Consider the following 19,110-nt stretch of genomic DNA (forward strand, 5'->3'; position numbering starts at 1 on the left):
CGAGGCTTCCGGGATGACACGGATTGGACCGGGAAAGAGGGTTTTCCCTACGTCCCCAGCTTCCCGATCAACGCCATCGCCGCCGCCGGGTTACGCACCTTGGCCCCGGCGATGAAATAGGCGAACACGTCGCCACGCTCCGCCCATTTGTGCGTCTGGGCGACCACCCCATCCAGCTCCTCCGACGTCATGCCCGTCGGCTCGTCCTCGCGGCTGCACATCAGGCGGGCATAGGTGAAGTCGGCGGTCGGCTGGTCGATGCGCGGCCATTCGGGCGCCTCGTCGTCGACGGCGTAGACGATGGCCACGCCGTACTGGGCGCAGAGGTCGTAGAACTGCTGGCAGGCGAAGGTGGGGCTGCGCACCTCCATGGCGTGCCGCAGGCGCACGCCCTTCTGCTCGTTTGGCAGTAATTTCAGGAACCCCTCGAAATCCGCCGGATCGAACTTCTTGGTCGCCATGAACTGCCAGTTGATGGGGCCAAGCTTGGGACCCAGCTCTTCCAGGCCCTGGGACAGGAATTTCTCGAGCGAGTCGTTGTTCTCCGACAGCACCCGGCGGTTGGTGCAGAAGCGGCTGGCCTTGACCGCGAACACGAAGTCGTCCGGCGTCTCGTCGCGCCACTTCATCCAGCTGTTGGGCTTGAAGGTCGAATAGTAGGTGCCGTTGATCTCGATGCTGGTCAGCTTGGACGACGCGTATTTCAGCTCGTCCTTCTGCTTGAGATCATCGGGATAGAAGGTCCCGCGCCAGGGCTCGAACGTCCAGCCGCCGATGCCGGTTCGGATCTTGCCCATGCGCATTTGTTCCCCTCTTGTTCGCGTTCGGCACCCTAGCAAAAAGAGCGCTGACGGCAAGCCCCGAGCCGCCCCCACCTGACCTCGCGTTGCGAGGTCGTCCGCCCCCAGCGGGGGCGGAAGGAGCCCTTCTTCCCCCTCCGGGGGAGGAGGGCCGTCAGGCCCGGAGGGGGCGAGTGATCAACACTCCACCCGGTTCACCGACAGACCCACCGCCAGGCCGCCCATCGAGGTTTCCTTGTAGATCTCGTTCATGTCCTCGCCGGTGCGCTTCATGGTGGCGATCACCTTGTCCAGCGACACCGAGTGCTGGCCGTCGCCCAGCAAGGCCAGACGCGCGGCGTCGATGGCCTTGATGGCGCCCATGGCGTTGCGCTCGATGCAGGGGATCTGCACCAGACCCCCGATCGGGTCGCAGGTGAGGCCGAGATTGTGCTCCATGCCGATCTCGGCGGCGTTTTCGATCTGGGCGTTGGTCCCGCCCAGCGCGGCCGCCAGGCCCGCCGCCGCCATCGAGCAGGCGACCCCGACCTCGCCCTGGCAGCCGACCTCGGCGCCGCTGATCGAGGCGTTCATCTTGTAGAGCGCGCCGATGGCGGCCGCGGTGAGCAGGAACGTGCGGATCTGCTCGGGCGTGCCCTTGTAGAACCTGACGAAGAACCGCAGCACGGCCGGGATCAGCCCCGCCGCGCCGTTGGTTGGGGCGGTGACGACGCGGCCACCGGCGGCGTTCTCTTCGTTGACCGCCATGGCCCACAGGTTCACGAAGTCCATCGCCGCCAGCGGATCGCTCATCTGGCGCTCCATCCGGCCCTGGATGGTCTGATGGATCTGGCGGGCGCGGCGCTTGACGGTGAGCCCGCCTGGCAGGACGCCCTCCTGGCGCATGCCGCGATCGATACAGGCCTCCATGGCGCCGAAGATGCGGTCGAGGCCGGCGTTCATCTCGCCCTCGCTCATCCGCGCGCGCTCGTTGGCGGCCATGACCTCGGCGATGGAGAGGCCCGCCTGCTCGGCGCGTTCCAGCAGGTCAGCGGCGCTCTCGAACGGGAAGGGAATGGCGGGGCCGTCCTCGGGCGGAGCGTTGCGGCCCATCTCGGCCTCGTCACGGACAAAGCCGCCGCCGATCGAGAAATAGGTGCGCTCGGCCAGGACCTGACCGGCCTTGTCATAGGCGGCGAAGGTCAGGGCGTTCGGATGCTGCGGCAGGCGCTCATGGCCCAGCCAGACGATGTCTCGCGCCTCGTCGAAGGCGATATCGACCTCACCGCCCAGCTTCAGCGACTGGCTGGCCTGACAGTCCAGCAGCGCCGCTTCGCCCGCGTCGGGATCGAGGTCAGCGGGCACGAAGCCCATCAGGCCCAGGATCACCGCGCGATCGGTGGCGTGACCGCGACCGGTCAGGGCCAGCGAGGCGTAGAGCCGCGTCTCCACCCGCGCGACGGCGGCCAGTTTGCCGGCGTCGCGCAGGCGGCCGATGAACAGCACGGCGGCCGTCATCGGCCCCATGGTGTGGCTGCTCGACGGGCCGACGCCGAGCTTGAAGAGGTCGAAGACGGAGGCGGTCATGGGGGAACTGTGAATATCTCCGCGCTCATCAAATCCGACCTCCCCGGCGAATGCCGGGGTCCAGATCGAACCCATAAGCGTCTGCCGGGCGGGTAAGGCCGCTGGCGCGTCACCTTCAACCGCTCAGGCTGAATCTGGGCCCCGGCATTCGCCGGGGAGGTCGGGGGAGAGGGTGGCGACCACCCAGCTCCCCTGCTTCTTCTTACTTCCGCTGCGCCTTGGTGGCGTCGCGCGCGGCTTTGAACTCGGCCCCTTCGCCCCATTCAGGCCAGCGGTTCGATCCGGCCAGATCGCGGCCGACGCTGTAGACCAGAGCGATGTCGGCGCTCATGCCGTCCAGGCACCAGCTGTCGTTCCACTCGTCGGCGGGCTGGTGATAGGCGTTGATCCGATAGGCGTCCGAGGCGGCCTTGCCCGCCGCGACGCCGCCCTCGACCAGGTCCTCGCCCGAGCCGAACGAGATCGCCGGCACGCCGCGCTTGGCGAACGGGAAGTGGTCCGAGCGGTAGAAATAGCCGGCCTCGGTGGCCGGATCGGGCGTGTAGGTGCGGCCGACGGCCTTGCCCTTGGCGATCAGGTCGTCGAGCAAATCCAGCTTGGCGTTGCCCGAGATGGTGAAGTCCTTGGCCGGGCCGGTCGGATCCAGAGCGTCGGTGTTGATGACGCCCGCCGTCTTGGCCAGCGGATACAGCGGATTGGACGCGTAGTACTCCGAGCCTAGCAGGCCGCGCTCCTCGGCGGTCACCGCCAGGAACACCATCGAGCGGTCCGGCTTGGGGCCGCTGGCGGCCAGGCGGCCCATCTCCAGCATGGCGGCGATGCCGGTCGCGTTGTCGACGGCGCCGTTATAGATCTTGTCGCCCTTGGCGTCCGGCAGGCCGACGCCCAGGTGGTCCCAATGGCCGCTGAAGATCACGGTCTCGTCCGGACGCTTGGCCCCGGTGACCTTGCCGACGACGTTCTTCGACACGATCGTCTCGTGCTTGACCTTGTAGTCCGCCGAGAAGGTGGCGCCCTTCAGTTCCACCGGCTTGAAGTCGCGGCTCTGCGCGGCCTTCTTCAGGGCCTCGAAGTCCAGGCCCGCCTTCTTGAACAGGTCGACGGCGACGTCGCGCTGGATCCAGCCTTCCATAGGCGGATGTTGCTTGGTCGGGTCCTTGCGGACGATGTCGAACATCGTGTTGGTGTTGGAGTTCTTGACCGTGGCCCAGCCGTACGAGGCCGGCGCGGTTTCGTGGACGATCAGCAGGCCGGCCGCGCCCAGGCGGGCGGCTTCCTCGAACTTGTAGGTCCAGCGACCATAATAGGTCATGGCCTTGCCGCCGAAGTCACCGGAACCGGTCTCGAAGTCCGGATCGTTGATCAGGACGACAACGACCTTGCCCTTGACGTCCAGGTCCTTGAAGTCGTCCCAATTGCGCTCGGGCGCCTTGACGCCGTAGCCGGCGAAAACGATCGGGGCGTCCTTGATCGAGACGGCGTTCACATGGGTCATCGCCGCGCGGATGGCGACCTGTTCGCCCTGGCTCAGCATGATGTGGTCGGCGCCGACCATGACGTGGGCGGTCACCGGGCCGTCGATGTCGAACTTGCTGAGCGGCACGTCCTGGGTCCACAGGCGCTTGCCGTCCTTCAGGTCGCCGCCGGGCTCCAGGCCCACCGCCTTCATCTGCTCGGAGATGTAGGCGACGGTCTTGGTTTCGCCCGCGGTGGCCGGGCCGCGACCTTCGAAGGCGTCCGAGGACAGCGTCTTGATGTGGGCCGTCAGCTTGGCGGGGTCGATCTTGGGCGCGTCGGACGCGTGCGCCAGCATGGGCGCGGCGATCAGGACGGTGGCGAGCAGCAGGCGTTTCATCGGTAAGCCCTCTTGGAGCAAATCTTGTCGTTGGGCGCGGACCCTAGAGGGCTCTTGCCCCTAGGGGAAGTGCGTTACCGCTACCCCATACGCCCGACCTCCCCGGCATTCGCCGGGGAGGTCGGACTAGAGATTGCTCACCCTTCTCCCGTCGACCGCCCACCGCTCCAGAGTCTCCCCGTCCCAGACATGCAGGGCGTCATAGAGGTTGATGGTCGGGTCGCAGTGACCCGGCTGCAGCCAGACGACGTCGCCGACCTTCGGCGCGTCGGCGGGCCAGGCGCGGGCCGGATCGGCGTCGGCTTCGGCGACGGCCTTGTCGAAGCCCAGCGGATCGCGACCGCCGGCCTTCAGCACGTCGATCAGGCTCAGGTGGGCGATCATGCCATGCTCGTCGCCCATGGCCCGCCACAGCGAGCCGGGCGCGGCGCCCGCCACGACACGGGCGGGGGGACCGTCCATCGACACAGCCTTGAAGCCGGCGTCGACGGTGACATGGCTCTTGTGGTTGGCCGAAACCACGGTGGCGGCGATGGCCATCGCCGGCTCGAAGCCCCAGGCCTGCCCGCCCGGCGCGCCGCAGGCGTCGTACTCGACATCCATCACCGCGTAGGAGCCGGCCTGCAGCTCGGTGTAGACGCCGGAGGCCAGGTCGTAGGTGTGGGTGCCGGTGCCGCCGCCGGTCACAACCGCCGGGGGAAGGCCTGCTTCGGTCAGCTCGACGACCAGCGCCTTCAGGGTGGCGAAGGCGGCTTCGTCGGCCGACTTGCGCAGGTCAAGGTCGTCCATGTGCTGGAGGTGGCCCAGATAGGCCTGCAGCCCGGCGAAGCGCAGGCCGGGCGCAGCGTCGGCGGCGCGCGCCAGACGTAGGGCGTCCTTCGGATAGGCGCCGGCGCGGTGGGTGCCGAGATCCAGATCCACCACGAGGTCCAGCGTCACGCCGGCCGCGACGGCCGCGTCCGACAGCCGATCGATCTGGCCCTCGTCATCGGCGACTGCGCCGATCCGCGCGCCGGTCTTGGCCAGCGCCGCCAGCCGCGCCGCGCCCCAGGGCGGGGAGGGGGCGGTGACCAGTACATCCTGGATCCCGCCCGCCACATAGGCCTCGGCCTCGCCGACGGTCTGGCAGCATAGGCCCACCGCGCCGCGCTCGATGATCAGGCGACCCAGCGTCGAGCACTTGTGGGTCTTGCCATGCGCCCTCAGGCGCACGCCGGCGGCGTCGCACAGCGCCTGCATCCGGGCGAGATTTCGCTCCAGCGCAGCGCGATCGACGACGAGCAGCGGGGTCTGGGGGAGATGCTCTGTGCTCGGAAAGTTCATGTTGTCTCCCTCCACTCTTCTTATTTGTCATCCCGGCCGTAGCGGAGCGGAGCGCCGGGACCCAGGGGCGGCCCGCACGGCGCTTTGACACCCCCTGGGTCCCGGATAGCCTCTGCGAGGCTTCCGGGATGACACCCTGTTTTGCAGTCAGATTTGACCGCCCAAGACCTGCGCGAACAACCCCGGATCGACATTGCCGCCCGACAGCACGATCGCCACGGTCTTGCCGGCGACGTCGACCTTGCCTGTCAGCGCCGCCGTCAGGGCCACGCAGCCGCCGGGCTCCACCACCAGTTTCAAGGTCGAGAACGCATAGCGCATGGCCTCGGCCACCTCGGCGTCGGTCACGGCGACCACGCCGGACAGGGTCTTTTGATTGATCGGCCAGGTCAGGTCGCCGGGGATCGGGGTCAGCAGGGCGTCGCAGATCGAGCGGGCGTCCTTGTCGATGGTCTCGCGCCGGCCGCTTTCCAGCGAGCGCCGCGTCTCGTCGAAGCCGGCGGGTTCCACGCCCCAGATCTCGGTGGCCGGCGAGAGGGCCTTCACCGCCGTCGACGTCCCGGCGATCAATCCGCCGCCGCCGATGCAGCAGATCAGGCTGTCCAGCGTCGCGCCTTGCGCGGCGGCTTGGGCGACGATCTCCAGACCCACCGTGCCCTGGCCAGCGATGATGTGCGGGTCGTCATACGAGGGCACGACCACGCAGCCGCGCTCGGCGGCGATCTGGTCGGCGATGGCGACGCGATCCTCGGTGAAGCGGTCGTAGAAGCGGATGTCCGCGCCGAAGCTTCGCGTGCCCTCGACCTTCACGCTCGGCGAATCGGAGGGCATCACGATCAGCGCCGGCACGCCCAGCAGCCTGGCCGCCAGCGCCACGCCTTGGGCGTGATTGCCGGACGAGAAGGCCACGACGCCGCGCGCCTTTTCAACGTCGCTCAGTTGGCTCAGCCGGTTGTAGGCGCCGCGAAACTTGAAGGCGCCGGCGCGTTGCAAGGTCTCGGGCTTGAGGAAAATCCGCCCGCCCAGCCTGTCGTTCAAGGCGGGGCTCTCGATCAGCGGCGTCTCGACGGCCAAGCCCTTCAGGCGTGCGGCGGCGGCTTGGATATCGGCGAGCGAGACGGTCATAGAGTTAGGCTAGCGTGGCGACGCTGCGATCGAAACCCTTTCCGACCTCTGCCGTTACCGCCATATTGGGGTGGGGGCTAAGCTGTTCAGGACGACTTGATGAAGACCGCCACTTTCGCCGCTGTGGCCTCCTTGATGCTGGGCGCCGCCGGGCTCGGATGCGCGACCTCCGCCTTTGCGGGCGAGGCCTTTGTCGGCGTCTACAAGCACGACGTCACGTTCATCGGTAACGCCATCGGCCTCGGCGCGGCCGGCCGCGAAGGCGGGGCCGACATCCATCTGGGCTATCGCACCAACCGCATTGAGCGCCTGGACTGGCTGGGCAAGCCGCAGGTTCACGCCATGGTGTCGATCAACACCAACAATACGTCGAACTTCGCGGCGGTCGGCTTCAACTGGAAGGTCGAGCTGGGGCAGCCCGGCGGCTTCTATCTGCGACCGGGCATCGGTCTGGCCTATACCGACGGCAAGGCCGGCCTGCCGCCCGCCAACGCGCCGAACCTGACGCCCGAAGAACGCGCCCGCCGAACCTGGCTCTACTACAATCGCATCGACTTCGGCTCGAAGGTGCTGTTCGAGCCCGAACTGGCCTTGGGCTATCAGGTCAATGACAAGGTCTCGGTCGAGCTGTCCTACACCCACCTGTCGAACGGCCAGATCTTCCATCAAGGAAAGAACCAAGGGCTTGACGACGCAGGGGTTCGGCTGGTTTACGCCTTCTGACTTCGGCTAGGCGCGTGACGCCAAGGCCGTCGCCGCCCAAAATTGAGACCACGTCCGGGGTCGAGTCCTGTCGAAGGACCCTGCGGCGTCACTCGGCAGGCGACAAGGCGTATCCAAACCATGGCTAACGTGACCGTTGTCGGCGCCCAGTGGGGCGACGAGGGCAAGGGCAAGATCGTCGACTGGCTCAGCAACCGCGCCGATGTCGTGGTGCGCTTCCAGGGCGGCCATAACGCCGGCCATACGCTGGTGGTGGACGGCAAGGTCTACAAGCTGGCCCTGCTGCCCTCGGGCGTGGTGCAAGGCAAGCTCTCCGTCATCGGCAATGGCGTCGTGGTCGATCCCTGGCACCTGCTCAGCGAGATCGACAAGATCGCCGACCAGGGCGTGGCGATCACGCCCGACCTGCTGATCCTGGCCGACAACGCCTGCCTGATCCTGCCGCTGCACCGCGACCTGGACCAGGCGCGCGAAGCCGCCTCGACCCAGAAGATCGGCACCACCGGCCGGGGCATCGGCCCGGCCTATGAGGACAAGGTCGGCCGCCGCGCCATCCGCGTCGCTGATCTCGCCGACCCCGAGGCCCTGAAGCCGAAGATCGAGCGCCTGCTGGCCCACCACGGCGCCCTGCGCCGCGGCCTTGGCCTGCCCGAGGCCAATGCGCAGGAACTGTTCGACGCCCTGATGGAACTGGCGCCGCGCATCCTGTCCTACGCCCAGCCGGCCTGGCGGGTGCTGGACCAGGCCTACAAGGCCGGCCGCCGCATCCTGTTCGAGGGCGCGCAAGGTTCGCTGCTGGACGTTGACCACGGTACCTATCCGTTCGTCACCTCGTCCAACACCGCCGCCGGCCAGGCCTCGGCCGGTTCGGGCATGGGCCCGTCGGCGGCCGGCTTCGTGCTGGGCATCGTCAAGGCCTACACCACCCGGGTCGGCGAGGGTCCGTTCCCGGCTGAACTGTTCGACGAGGTCGGCAAGCACCTGTCGACCGTCGGCCGCGAGGTCGGCGTCAACACCGGCCGCGCGCGTCGCTGCGGCTGGTTCGACTCGGTGCTGGTGCGCCAGTCGGTGGCCATCAACGGCATCCACGGCGTGGCCCTGACCAAGCTCGACGTGCTGGACGGCTTGAAGACCCTGAAGATCTGCGTCGGCTACAAGATCGGCGACAAGGTCGTCGACTACCTGCCTGCCGGTCTTCGCGATCAGGCCGCCGCCACGCCGGTCTATGAGGAGATCGAGGGCTGGACGGAAAGCACCGCCGGGGCCCGGTCCTTCAAGGATCTCAACGCCAACGCCATCAAGTACGTGCGCCGCGTCGAAGAGCTGATCGGCGCGCCGGTGGCGTTGCTTTCGACCAGCCCTGAGCGTGACGACACCATCTTGATGCGCGATCCGTTCCAAGGCTGAGCGTGTTTTGAGCAAGGCTCTCGCGGCCACGCTTAAATGCTTATTGAACTTTGTCGGCGCTAACTCCCGCGACTTTTAGTTCGCGGGAGTAGAGGGCTTGGCTCTCCGGGATATTCTGGATGACGGCCAGGCGGGCGCGATGCTCGTAGTCACGCGACGTAGCCGCGCGGCTCGGCTGATCGCGACCGCCATGGTCGGCGGCCTGCTGTTTTTCTATCTTGGTTGGACCGCCCTGATCGTCTGGCTGGTCGCCAACACCATCTGCGAACTTTGGGTCGTCTATCTGGAGCGCGCCTACAGGCCCCATTGGGGACAGGGCGTAATTCGCTTCATGCGGATCGGACCGCCCTCGGCCTTCGCCATGGTCTGGTCGTTCATGTCGGCCTACTGCGTCCTCAACGGGCCCATGGCGATGCGGTACGCGGCGCTGCTGATCCTGTTCGGCATCGTCGTGGAGGGCGTTCGCTATGCGATGAACAGCCTGGCGGCGATGTTGTCCCTGACGGTCTGGCCGTTCCTGATGCTGGCCGCTTTGCCCCTGCTGGCCAAGCGCTTCGACCTCCTGGACAGGCTCGCGGCGTTCATGATCCTGCTGGGCCTCATCGGCTATGTCGCCGACGCGGTCCGCACCATGCGCGCCTCGGCCAAGGCGCGGGAGGAGGCCGAAGCCCAGGCGCTGGAGGCCAGCCGCGCCAAGTCGGCCTTCCTGGCGATGATGAGCCATGAGTTGCGCACGCCGATGAACGGCGTTTTGGGCCTGGCCCACGCCTTGCGCGGCACCAAGCTGGACGCCCAGCAGTCCGAGTACCTGGAGATGATCGAGCAGTCGGGCCATGGCCTGATGACGATCCTCAACGACATTCTGGACCTGTCCAAGATCGAGGCCGGAAAGCTCAATCTGGAGGTCGCACCGTTCGATCTGCGCAAGCTGGCCCTGCAGACGCGCGCGGTCTGGAGCGAGAGCGCGCGGTTGAAGGGACTGGACCTCATCCTGGAGGTTAGCCCCAGCGCCCCGCCGTGGGTCAGCGGCGACGCGACCCGCGTGCGCCAGATCCTGATGAATCTGGTCTCCAACGCCCTGAAGTTCACCGAGAGCGGCCGTGTCGTCATCCGTCTTGGCGGCGAGGCGGGCGGGGTGGTCACCTTGTCGGTCACCGACACCGGGGTTGGGATGACCGCCGAGCAGATCGGCCGCCTGTTCACGCCCTTTGCTCAGGGCGACGCCTCGATCGCGCGCCGCTTTGGCGGCACCGGCCTGGGGCTCTCGATCTGCCGGCAACTGGCCGAGCTGATGGCGGGCGAGATCATCGTCTCGAGCGAGCCGGGCGTCGGCTCGACCTTCACCGTGCGTCTCGGCCTGCCGGCGGCGCCGCCGCTGGTGGCGGCGCCGGCTCGCGCCGCCGTGACCCAGCTCGACGGCGCGCGGGTGCTCGTCGTCGACGACAACCTGGTGAACCAGACGGTCGCGCGCACGATCCTTGAAGCCGTCGGCGCCGCCGTCGCCGTGGCCGGTGACGGTCACGCCGCCCTCGCCCGGCTGCGCATCGAGGACTTCGACGTCGTGCTGATGGACGTCCATATGCCGGGGATGGATGGGGTCGAAGCGGTGCGCCGCATTCGCGCGGGCGAGGCCGGACGCACTGACCTTCCCGTCGTGGCCCTGACCGCCGACGCCATGGTGGGCGACGCCGAGCGCCTGCTGGCTCAAGGCTTTGATGACGCCCATCCCAAGCCGGTGCAGCCCGCCGGGCTGCTCGCCACCGTCGCCAGCCTTCGCAAGGCGCCCACAGAACTGCAGCGGCTACGCGCGGTGGGGATGTAGAGCCCCGGCCTGGGGCTCCGATAGATTCGCAGAACGATGTTCGGTTAGCGTTTGTTAGCCAGCTTCACATTACAGGTCGGTCTCTTCAGGACCTGGGGGATCCGTGCTCGCCACCGCGCGCCATCAGTTCAAGCCGGCCAGAGCATCCGACCGGGTGACGCGCAGCCTGCGTGCGCTGGAGCGGACGGCCTCGACCAGCCGTGTGCTCAACCTGATCGCCATCGAGGCCGAAAGCGGCCATCGGCCTGAGCACTTTCAGGCTCCGCTTTTCAAGAACCGGGTGCTGAACACCGCCCTGATCGTCAAGCACCGGGTGCGTCACGACGATATCTACCTGTTCGAGGAAGCACGGGCGACCACGACCAAGGTCATCATCCCGTTCGACCGCCGGGACCTGACGCTGGGCGGGCAGTCCGTCCTTGTCGGGCAGCGGGGCTGGACCGATCTGTTGATCAACGCCTGCAACGGCGCGGGCGAGGGCGACCTGTCGGTCCTGCGGATGATCGACAGCTTGCCGTCGCTGGACCCGTTCCTGCTGCGCGAGCACCTGCGTCGCCACGGCGTGTTCGCCGCGCCCTGCTATTTCGCCCTGTCGCCGGCCGATATCGATGCGATGCAGGGCTTCGTGGCCGTCGAGATCGCGCGCCTGATCGCGCTGGCCTATCGCGACATGGGCGGGGGCGGAGCGGTCCACGCCACCCGCATGGTCGAGGCCTTGCTGGCGACGGATGTGGATGAACGTCTCGAGCCCCTGCGCGCGACCCTGGCCCTGGAGGGCGACAGCTTCAAGGAGGGCGTCTTCAGCTGGAAGGGCTTCCTCTACTACAAGTGGATGCTGGAGACCCTGTGGCCGCGTCTGGCCGAGGTCGGCGCCGAGATCGGTCGTCTCGCGATCAGCGGTCCGCGCGACCCTGAAACGGGCCGCTATCTGGAGGAGGCGCGCCGTCGCTTGCAGACCGGCGTTCTGGTCGAGCGGAACGCTATCCTCAGGACGCTCAAGGTCTACAACGACGCCTTCGAGCACCTCGTTGAGAACAGCAACGCGCGTGTATTCCGTGAATTTCTGCTTCGAGCTCCGGAATTGTTTCTGAATCTGGGTGAGCGGGTCGGCGCTATCTCACACATCTCCAGCTACTGGCGTTACCGGTACCCGGCCGGTGGAACATTGACTGCCTCGGTCGAAGAAGCCCTCGATATCTTCATGGATTTCGAAGCTGGACTGGCCGTACCCTTGCCGGACTGACGCAAGCCGGCCGGAAGATTATCAAGCGGATTTTTACACTCTGGGGCGTAGGGTCCGGCCTTACGTTCAGGAGTCGTGTTCGTGTTTGACGGCAACGTCCGCACAATCCAGCGTGTCGCCGCGAAGGTGCAGAGGGTGATGGTCGTCGACTCTAACCCTGCGACCGCACGTCTGTTGACCGAGCATCTTCGGCCTCTGGGCGGGGTGCAGATCTTTCCGGCCCCGACCGCCGAGAAGGGCTACGCCTTGGCCCGCGCCGCCGATCCGCAGCTGATCTTCGTCGAGCACGGTAGCAGCGGCGTCGACGGTCTGGCGTTCACGCGCAAGCTGCGTCGCAGCGATCTGACCTGCCGCGAGGCGCCGGTCATCATGTGCACCAGCGAAGCCACGGCCGAGGCGATCTTCGGCGCGCGCGACGCCGGCGTGCACGAGTTCATGCGCAAACCCTTCAATCTGAAGGACCTGGAACGACGCCTCGAGGCGGTGACCCTGAAGCCGCGCGAATGGGTCGAGGCCGTCGCCTATGTCGGGCCTGATCGCCGTCGTTTCAACTCGGCGGACTATAAGGGGCCGCGCAAGCGCAAGGCGGACGCCAGCGACACGCCGGCCGCGCGCCTGTCGCAAGCGCTTCGGATCGTGAAGTCCGCCGCCCAGGCGTTGGACAGCGATCCGACTCAGGCCCGTCGGGCCCTGGCCGCGCAAGCGCTGGAGCTGCGGCGGGTGGGCGAGGCGGTCAAGGAGCCGCGTCTCGTTCAAGCCGCCGAGGCCCTGGCCTCCTGCACCCAATCCGACATCACCGGCGCGGATGTGCGCACCGAACTGGTCAAGCGCATCGACGCCCTGATGGGGTTCATGGGATCTGAGGACAAGGGGCGCGCGGCCTAGAGCATTTTCCGATGTGTTTGGATCGGAGAAATGCTCTAGCCCTTTGTATTAACGCATTTTCTGACGACGAACCGAATCCACTTCGTCGGAAAATGCTCTAGCGATGTCCGGCGGGACGGGCCAGCCAGTGCCGTAAGGCGCCGTTCACGGGGCCTGGGGCCTCCATCGGCGTCATGTGCCCCGTATCGGGGATCACAACCAGGTGCGAACAGCCGATGGCGGCGGCCATCTTGCGGTGTCCCTCCGCAGGCGTGATCTGGTCGTTCTCGCCGACAATGACCACCAACGGGACACGCAAGGCGCGCAGCGCGGCTTCGCCGTCCTCGCGCTCCAGGCTGTTCTGGCGCAGGAACACCTCGCGGCCCAGGCGCTGGGTCATGTCGACGATGCGGCGGGTGAGGTCGACGTCGTCCAGGCGCGAGGCGTCGATATAGCTCTTCATGATCGCCTGGCCGATCCCCAGGAACGTTCCGCCCTTGGCGGCGGCCTTGTTCAACGCGCGGCGCTGGGCGGCGCGCTCGGGCGTGTCGACATGGATCGAGGTATCCAGCAGGGCCAGACGCTCTATCCGCTCAGGCGCGATCCGGGCGATGTCTTGGGCCACATAGCCGCCCATCGAGAAGCCGGCGAGGGCGAAGGTCGGTTCGGCGTGGACGAGCACGTGCTCGGCCATCTGGCGGATCGTGGCGTACGGCGAAAGATCCGGAACCCAACAACGCGCGACGTCCGCCAGCCCACGGATCTGGTCGCGCCAAAGCTCGGCGTCGTTCAGCAGGCCGGGCAGGAGGATCAGCTGGGGGGTAGGAGTGGTCATGGGCGTGCGTACCATCATTGCCGCTACAAGCTCCCGCTCACAGTGCTCTGCCGCCTGCTTTGCTCTCCGACGATCAAAGCCGACGCCGAAGACCGGACGTTCCTAAAGGCTGTTGAGGGGGGGGCGGACCTAGTTTTCCTTCTCCCCTTGCGGGAGAAGGTGTCAGCGAAGCTGACGGATGAGGGGTTGAAAAGCATCTCAGGATAGCGGAGCGCGACCCCTCACCCGACCGCCTTCGGCGGCCACCCTCTCCCTCAAGGGGAGAGGGAAACACGTCCGCTCAGGGCCGTGGGCAGTCTCCCGCCTGTCTCCAGAAACCCGACCTTCCCGGCGACACGTCAGGGCGTCCATCGCCGCGACAGTCTGGCCGGCACGTAGAGGCGCCGATGTTGGCCCAACAAAAAGGGCGCTCCGAAGAGCGCCCTTTCCGTCTCACGATCATGAGACAAAGCCCTAGGCGTCGACCATGTTCTTGGCGATCGCCGCCTCGCGCATGGTCTTCTGCAGCTTCTCGAACGCGCGCACCTCGATCTGGCGCACGCGCTCGCGGCTGACGCCGTATTGGGCGGCGAGTTCTTCCAGGGTGGTCGGATCGTCCTTCAGGCGGCGCTCGGTCAGGATGTGACGCTCGCGGTCGGTCAGCTCGACCATCGCCTCTTCCAGAAGCGACATCCGCAGCGACTTTTCCTCGTCCTCGGCGACGCGGGTCTCCTGGGAGACCTGCTCCTCGTCAGCCAGCCAGTCCTGCCACTCGCTCTCGCCGTCGGCGCGCAGCGGCGCGTTCAGCGAGGCGTCGGGGCCCGACAGGCGGCGGTTCATCGAGATGACTTCGCTGTCCAGCACGCCCAGCTTGGTGGCGATCTGGCTGACCTGGTCAGGGTGCAGGTCGCCTTCCTGGAAGGCGGCGATCTGGCTCTTGGCCTTGCGCAGGTTGAAGAACAGCTTCTTCTGCGCAGCGGTCGTGCCCATCTTCACCAGCGACCACGAGCGCAGGATGTATTCCTGGATCGAGGCGCGGATCCACCACATGGCGTAGGTCGCCAGGCGGAAGCCCTTTTCGGGTTCGAACTTCTTGACCGCCTGCATCAGGCCGACATTGCCCTCGGAGATGACCTCGCCGATCGGCAGGCCGTAGCCGCGGTAGCCCATGGCGATCTTGGCTACGAGGCGCAGGTGGCTGGTGACCATCTTGTGGGCCGCTTGCGGGTCCTGATGCTCTTTCCAGCGCTGGGCCAGCATGAACTCTTCGTCCTTGCTGAGCATCGGGAACTTGCGGATCTCGGTGAGGTAACGCGACAAGCCGCCGTCCGGCGACATCACCGATAGAGAATTCACGGCCATCTTACTCATATCCCCTTGCGTGCGGATCCGCTCGCCAATCGCGCGCGATCATCCCCCACACAGGAGGGTAGATAGTTCACGCTGCGGCAGTTTGAAGAGCGGTAACGCATTTGTAATGTCCGAGTTTCGGGCTCGGATATTGTACGAATGCGGCGATGGTTTGGACGCGTTGCGGCTGAAGTTGGAGAGAAGTCATGGTCCGTCTCATTTTTCGCCTGCTGATCGCCGCCTTCGGCTTGTGGCTGGCGACCCAGATCGTCCCGGGCGTTTCAGCCGACGGTTGGAAGACCCTGCTCATCGCGGGCCTGCTGCTGGGCATCGTCAATGCGGTGGTGCGCCCGATCGTGACCCTCCTGACCTTCCCTCTGACCTTGGCGACCCTGGGCCTGTTCCTGCTGGTGGTGAACGCCGGCATGATCGGCCTCGTGGCCTGGATGCTGGACGGCCTGACGGTTCGCGGCCTGTGGGCGGGGATGCTCGCGGCCATCGTCACCGGCGTGGTCAGCTGGGGCGGCCAGATCCTGCTGGGCGACACCAAGAAGGAGGAGCGGGAGTAGGCGCCCCCACGTCATGCTCGACGCCCTGTCGGTTTGGCGTAACCTTGGTCTCCAGGAGGAAGCCGAGATGAAGATCACCGGCGTCAATCACCTGGCCTTGGTCTGCCGCGACATGGCCGAGACGGTGCGGTTCTACACCCAGATCCTGCAGATGCCGCTGGTCAAGACCGTGGCCCTGCCGGACGGGGGTCAGCACTTCTTTTTCGACTGCGGGGGCGGGTCTTGCCTGGCCTTCTTCTGGTGGCCGGACGTCCCGCCCGCCGCGCCGGGGGTGGCGTCGGTCAAGGCCTTCCCGGCCGAGGCCAAGACGGCGGTCGGTTCGATGAACCACGTCGCCTTCAGCGTCGACGAGGCCGATCTCGACGCGTGCCTTCAGCGCCTGCAGGCCGCCGGGGTCCCGGTGTTCCCGATGGTCGTGAACCACGATGACAGCGAGATGGGCGTGGCCCGCAAGCTGCATCCGGGCGTGTTCGTTCGCTCGGTCTACTTCACTGACCCCAACGGGATCATGATGGAGCTGGCCGCCTTCACCCGCGCCTTCGGCCCCGACGACGTGCGGCACGAACCGGCCCACGCGGTGGTGAGCGCCTGATGCCGCGCCTGCGCCAGATCCCCCGCGCCGAGGTCACCGACAAGGGAACCTTGAAGCTCTACGACCTGCTGTTCGGCGACCGCGATCCGGTGGCCGAGCCGGGCACCGACACCGGCACGCGCGGCGACTGGTGGACGGTCTTCGCCGGCAGTCCCGACATCCTGCGCCACGCGGCTCAGGGCTTTGCGCTCTATCGCGATCCCGTCCGCAAGCTGGACCCGGTGCTGCGTGAACTGGCCCAGACCCGGGCGGGCTGGGCGCGCGGCAGTCAGTTCGTGTTCTCCCAGCACTGCAAGTCGCTGCGCGGGCTGGGCGTGTCTGAGGACAAGATCGCCGCCGTCCCGCACTGGTCGGTCTCGACCGCGTTCGACGCCCACGAGCGCGCGGTGCTGGCCTATGCCGACGGCCTGGTGCTGGACGGCGGCCGCGTGGCCGACGGTGTGTTCGCCGCCCTCAAGACCTTCCTGTCCGACGAGCAGATTCTGGAGCTGACCTACATCACCTGCCTCTATGAGATGCACGCGGTGATGAGCCGGGCCCTGCGCACCGAGTTTGACGACCGCGACGACCCGATTGTCGAAGTCGCGCCGCCAGAAGGTTTCAATGCACGAGATTTTCTGGATACAGGTCGTTAACTATAATTCGAGGTATTGAAGGCCACTTGTAAACAACTCCGCAAGCACTGTGACGGTGTTGTGAAGTTTTCGCGAAATTGACGTCCTCGGATTGGGGTGTTAGCGCGGCGTTAGGTCCCAATCCGCCTTCTGCTCCCGCGAGTGGAGGCGTATAATGTTCACCCTGCGGGACACCGTGTCTTTCCTGGAGCCGGCGCGCGAGGATCACCTCGGCAAGACGCTGTATGACCGCTTCCGCGAAGAGCCTGACACACTGATCATTCCGGTTCTGGACGCTGACAACCGCCCGATCGGTTTGGTCGAGCGCAACGCCTTCTTCCTGCGCATGGCCGCGGAATATGGTCGCGCGCTCTACGCCAACCGTCCGATCTCGACCCTGATGGACCGCGAGCCGCTGGTCGTGGACGCCGAGATTGCGCTGGCCGACTTCACGACCGACAGCCTGTCGTATCGCGCATCGGATCTGCTGCGCGGTTTCATCGTCACCGAGGCGGGGCGGTATCTGGGCGTCGGGACCGTCCTGGCGCTCCTGCAGGCGGCGAACGAGACCAACCGACGCGGCGTTGAGGCCCTGGCGCTGGCCAAGGCCGAGGTGGAGCGCGCGCAGACCTTCATGACCGGCATTGTCGAGGCCATGCCCGCCATGGTGTTCGTCAAGCGCGCCGACGATCACAGCTATGTCCTGCTCAATCGCGCCGGCGAAAAGACGCTCGGTTTCAAGCGCGACGAGGTGATCGGCAAGACCGACGCCGACATCCATGACGCCGAACTGGCGGCGCTCTATCGCGAACGCGACCGGGCGGTGCTGGACTCGGGCGAGGTGCGGGTGATCGAGGAGGATCACGTTCCGCGCAAGGACGGCGGCACGGCCATCCTGCGGACCAAGAAGATCGCTCTGCTCAACGCCGAGGGGCGCGCGGAGTATCTGCTGGGCGTCTCGGAGGACATCGCCGAACGCAAGCGCGCCGAAGCGCAGATCGCCCGCCTGGCGCACTATGATCCTTTGACCGATCTGCCCAACCGCGTGCTGTTCCAGAAGTCGCTCGGCGAGGCCCTGGCCCGCCGCTCGCGCAAGGGCGACGCCCTGGCCGTCCATTTCGTCGATCTGGACCGCTTCAAGACCGTCAATGACACCCTGGGCCATCCGCTGGGCGACGCGCTGCTGAAGATCGCCGCTGAGCGCTTGCGCGGCTGCGTGCGCGAGGGCGACACGGTCGCTCGCCTGGGCGGTGACGAGTTCGCCATCGTGCAGACAGGTCTGGATGACAGCAATGGCGCCACGCGCCTGGCCGCGCGCATCGTCGAGGCCATGGCCGCGCCGTTCGACCTTCAGGGCCACCATGTCGTCATCGGGGCCAGCGTCGGGGTCAGCCTGGCGCCGACCGACGGCGACGACGCCGACGAGTTGCTGAAGAAGGCCGACATGGCGCTGTACCGCGCCAAGGCCGATGGGCGCGGGGCCTATCACTTCTTCGAGCGGGCCATGGACGAGCAGCTGCAGGCCCGCCGGGCGCTGGAACTGGACCTGCGCCGCGCGCTGCAGGCCGGCGAGTTCGAGCTGTTCTATCAGCCGCTCTATCACCTGGGCGACGAGCGGGTGACGGGCTGCGAGGCGCTGCTGCGCTGGCGCCACCCTGAGCGTGGCATGGTCTCGCCGGCGGACTTTATCCCCTTGGCCGAGGAGATCGGCCTGATCGTCCAACTGGGCGAGTGGGTCCTGCGCCGCGCCTGCGCCGAGGCGGCGAACTGGCCCGAGCATGTGCGCTTGGCCGTGAACCTGTCGCCGGCCCAGTTCCGCGACCGGGGGCTGGTGCGCACGGTCGTCTCGGCCCTGGCGGCGTCGGGCCTGCCGGCGCAGCGCCTGGAGCTGGAGATCACCGAGTCGGTGCTGCTGCAGGACAGCCAGGCCAACATGACCATGCTGCACGACCTCAAGGCGCTGGGCGTGCGGATCTCGATGGACGACTTCGGCACCGGCTACAGCTCGCTGAGCTATCTGCGCAGCTTCCCGTTCGACAAGATCAAGATCGACCAGACCTTCGTGCGCGACATCCTGCACGACAGCGACGCCATGGCCATCATCAAGGCGGTGCTGGACCTGGGGGCCTCTATGGGCGTCGTCACCACGGCCGAGGGCGTCGAGACCCAGGCCCAGCTGGACGCTCTGCGCCAGCAGGGCTGCGCCGAGATCCAGGGCTATTTCATCAGCCGCCCGGCGCCGGCCAGCGAGATCGCCAAGATGCTGGGGGTCACCGGCACATCCGCCGCTGAGCCGCCGACGCCCGTGACCACCCTCTCCCAGAGGGAGAAGGAGGGGCCCGCGCCGCAGGCGTGGGAGGATGAGGGGTTAAAGCCTCAAACGGACTGCCGGCACGCCGGTTGACGGCGTAACCCCTCACCCCGCCCCTCTCCCTCAGGGAGA

The 19,110-nt window shown here is 66.9% G+C and carries 17 protein-coding genes and 1 pseudogene; 10 read left to right on the forward strand and 8 right to left on the reverse strand.

What is annotated here, in order from left to right; all coding sequences use genetic code 11:
• Positions 1–47: 47 nt before the first annotated feature.
• Positions 48–875: a DUF72 domain-containing protein gene (locus CVUC_RS00640; protein ID WP_096034245.1), complete on the reverse strand. Its 828-nt coding sequence runs from the start codon at positions 873–875 to the stop codon at positions 48–50.
• Positions 876–890: 15 nt separating this feature from the next.
• On the opposite strand from CVUC_RS00640, the pseudogene CVUC_RS20720 reads away from it, so the two are divergent.
• A pseudogene (locus CVUC_RS20720) lies at positions 891–970 on the forward strand (hypothetical protein); the annotation flags it as partial.
• 7 nt (positions 971–977) lie between these two features.
• On the opposite strand, the gene CVUC_RS00645 reads toward CVUC_RS20720, so the two are convergent.
• The 4 genes from CVUC_RS00645 to CVUC_RS00660 all read right to left on the reverse strand — a co-directional run bounded on the left by CVUC_RS00645 (position 978) and on the right by CVUC_RS00660 (position 6,669).
• Positions 978–2,366 carry an L-serine ammonia-lyase gene (locus tag CVUC_RS00645; protein ID WP_096034818.1) on the reverse strand — a complete coding sequence of 463 codons (1,389 nt, stop codon included), beginning with the start codon at positions 2,364–2,366 and terminating at the stop codon, positions 978–980.
• A gap of 202 nt (positions 2,367–2,568) precedes the next feature.
• On the reverse strand, positions 2,569–4,221 hold the full coding sequence (locus CVUC_RS00650; RefSeq protein ID WP_096034244.1) for a M28 family metallopeptidase: 1,653 nt from the start codon (positions 4,219–4,221) through the stop codon (positions 2,569–2,571).
• Between the two features lie 126 nt (positions 4,222–4,347).
• Entirely contained in the window at positions 4,348–5,559 is a 1,212-nt protein-coding gene (locus tag CVUC_RS00655) for an alanine racemase (RefSeq protein ID WP_096034243.1), read from the reverse strand.
• A gap of 132 nt (positions 5,560–5,691) precedes the next feature.
• Positions 5,692–6,669 carry a threonine ammonia-lyase gene (locus CVUC_RS00660; protein ID WP_096034242.1) on the reverse strand — a complete coding sequence of 326 codons (978 nt, stop codon included), beginning with the start codon at positions 6,667–6,669 and terminating at the stop codon, positions 5,692–5,694.
• A gap of 96 nt (positions 6,670–6,765) precedes the next feature.
• Between CVUC_RS00660 and CVUC_RS00665 the strand changes: the two genes are divergently transcribed.
• The 5 genes from CVUC_RS00665 (at position 6,766) to CVUC_RS00685 (ending at position 12,749) form a co-directional block, all read left to right on the forward strand.
• Entirely contained in the window at positions 6,766–7,392 is a 627-nt protein-coding gene (locus tag CVUC_RS00665; protein WP_010920940.1) for an acyloxyacyl hydrolase, read from the forward strand.
• Positions 7,393–7,512: 120 nt separating this feature from the next.
• Positions 7,513–8,799: an adenylosuccinate synthase gene (locus CVUC_RS00670; RefSeq protein ID WP_096034241.1), complete on the forward strand. Its 1,287-nt coding sequence runs from the start codon at positions 7,513–7,515 to the stop codon at positions 8,797–8,799.
• Between the two features lie 97 nt (positions 8,800–8,896).
• Positions 8,897–10,621: an ATP-binding protein gene (locus CVUC_RS00675; protein ID WP_164468216.1), complete on the forward strand. Its 1,725-nt coding sequence runs from the start codon at positions 8,897–8,899 to the stop codon at positions 10,619–10,621.
• A gap of 103 nt (positions 10,622–10,724) precedes the next feature.
• A complete protein-coding gene (locus tag CVUC_RS00680) occupies positions 10,725–11,864 on the forward strand; it encodes a hypothetical protein (RefSeq protein ID WP_096034239.1) in 1,140 nt (379 codons plus the stop codon).
• 75 nt (positions 11,865–11,939) lie between these two features.
• Positions 11,940–12,749 carry a response regulator gene (locus tag CVUC_RS00685; RefSeq protein WP_096034238.1) on the forward strand — a complete coding sequence of 270 codons (810 nt, stop codon included), beginning with the start codon at positions 11,940–11,942 and terminating at the stop codon, positions 12,747–12,749.
• Between the two features lie 97 nt (positions 12,750–12,846).
• Here CVUC_RS00685 and CVUC_RS00690 read toward each other — a convergent pair whose 3' ends face one another.
• The 3 genes from CVUC_RS00690 to CVUC_RS00700 all read right to left on the reverse strand — a co-directional run bounded on the left by CVUC_RS00690 (position 12,847) and on the right by CVUC_RS00700 (position 15,014).
• Positions 12,847–13,581, reverse strand: coding sequence for an alpha/beta fold hydrolase (locus tag CVUC_RS00690; RefSeq protein WP_101685771.1), 735 nt, complete (start codon positions 13,579–13,581; stop codon positions 12,847–12,849).
• Between the two features lie 435 nt (positions 13,582–14,016).
• Positions 14,017–14,913 carry an RNA polymerase sigma factor RpoH gene (gene rpoH, locus CVUC_RS00695; protein WP_010920934.1) on the reverse strand — a complete coding sequence of 299 codons (897 nt, stop codon included), beginning with the start codon at positions 14,911–14,913 and terminating at the stop codon, positions 14,017–14,019.
• Entirely contained in the window at positions 14,910–15,014 is a 105-nt protein-coding gene (locus CVUC_RS00700; RefSeq protein WP_024265905.1) for a hypothetical protein, read from the reverse strand. The genes rpoH and CVUC_RS00700 overlap by 4 nt, the downstream gene beginning before the upstream one ends.
• Positions 15,015–15,098: 84 nt before the next feature.
• Between CVUC_RS00700 and CVUC_RS00705 the strand changes: the two genes are divergently transcribed.
• The 4 genes from CVUC_RS00705 (at position 15,099) to CVUC_RS00720 (ending at position 19,071) form a co-directional block, all read left to right on the forward strand.
• Positions 15,099–15,461: a phage holin family protein gene (locus CVUC_RS00705; RefSeq protein ID WP_012640659.1), complete on the forward strand. Its 363-nt coding sequence runs from the start codon at positions 15,099–15,101 to the stop codon at positions 15,459–15,461.
• Between the two features lie 13 nt (positions 15,462–15,474).
• Entirely contained in the window at positions 15,475–16,053 is a 579-nt protein-coding gene (locus CVUC_RS00710) for a VOC family protein (protein ID WP_012640658.1), read from the forward strand.
• Entirely contained in the window at positions 16,053–16,688 is a 636-nt protein-coding gene (locus CVUC_RS00715; RefSeq protein WP_010920931.1) for a carboxymuconolactone decarboxylase family protein, read from the forward strand. The genes CVUC_RS00710 and CVUC_RS00715 overlap by 1 nt, the downstream gene beginning before the upstream one ends.
• A gap of 154 nt (positions 16,689–16,842) precedes the next feature.
• The gene (locus CVUC_RS00720) at positions 16,843–19,071 is read left to right on the forward strand and encodes a putative bifunctional diguanylate cyclase/phosphodiesterase (protein WP_096034237.1); all 2,229 of its coding nucleotides are present in this window, start codon (positions 16,843–16,845) and stop codon (positions 19,069–19,071) included.
• The last annotated feature ends 39 nt before the right edge of the window (positions 19,072–19,110 follow it).

The sequence above is a fragment of the Caulobacter vibrioides genome, assembly GCF_002858865.1.
GTDB lineage: Bacteria > Pseudomonadota > Alphaproteobacteria > Caulobacterales > Caulobacteraceae > Caulobacter > Caulobacter vibrioides.

Coding starts and splice junctions, on each gene's coding strand:
- CVUC_RS00650 (WP_096034244.1), bottom strand. CDS start 4,221: ATGAAACGCCTGCTGCTCGCCACCGTCCTGATCGCCGCGCCCATGCTG.
- CVUC_RS00705 (WP_012640659.1), top strand. CDS start 15,099: ATGGTCCGTCTCATTTTTCGCCTGCTGATCGCCGCCTTCGGCTTGTGG.
- CVUC_RS00720 (WP_096034237.1), top strand. CDS start 16,843: ATGTTCACCCTGCGGGACACCGTGTCTTTCCTGGAGCCGGCGCGCGAG.
- CVUC_RS00660 (WP_096034242.1), bottom strand. CDS start 6,669: ATGACCGTCTCGCTCGCCGATATCCAAGCCGCCGCCGCACGCCTGAAG.
- CVUC_RS00700 (WP_024265905.1), bottom strand. CDS start 15,014: ATGCGTTACCGCTCTTCAAACTGCCGCAGCGTGAACTATCTACCCTCC.
- CVUC_RS00715 (WP_010920931.1), top strand. CDS start 16,053: ATGCCGCGCCTGCGCCAGATCCCCCGCGCCGAGGTCACCGACAAGGGA.
- rpoH (WP_010920934.1), bottom strand. CDS start 14,913: ATGAGTAAGATGGCCGTGAATTCTCTATCGGTGATGTCGCCGGACGGC.
- CVUC_RS00645 (WP_096034818.1), bottom strand. CDS start 2,366: ATGACCGCCTCCGTCTTCGACCTCTTCAAGCTCGGCGTCGGCCCGTCG.
- CVUC_RS00710 (WP_012640658.1), top strand. CDS start 15,475: ATGCTCGACGCCCTGTCGGTTTGGCGTAACCTTGGTCTCCAGGAGGAA.
- CVUC_RS00670 (WP_096034241.1), top strand. CDS start 7,513: ATGGCTAACGTGACCGTTGTCGGCGCCCAGTGGGGCGACGAGGGCAAG.
- CVUC_RS00690 (WP_101685771.1), bottom strand. CDS start 13,581: ATGATGGTACGCACGCCCATGACCACTCCTACCCCCCAGCTGATCCTC.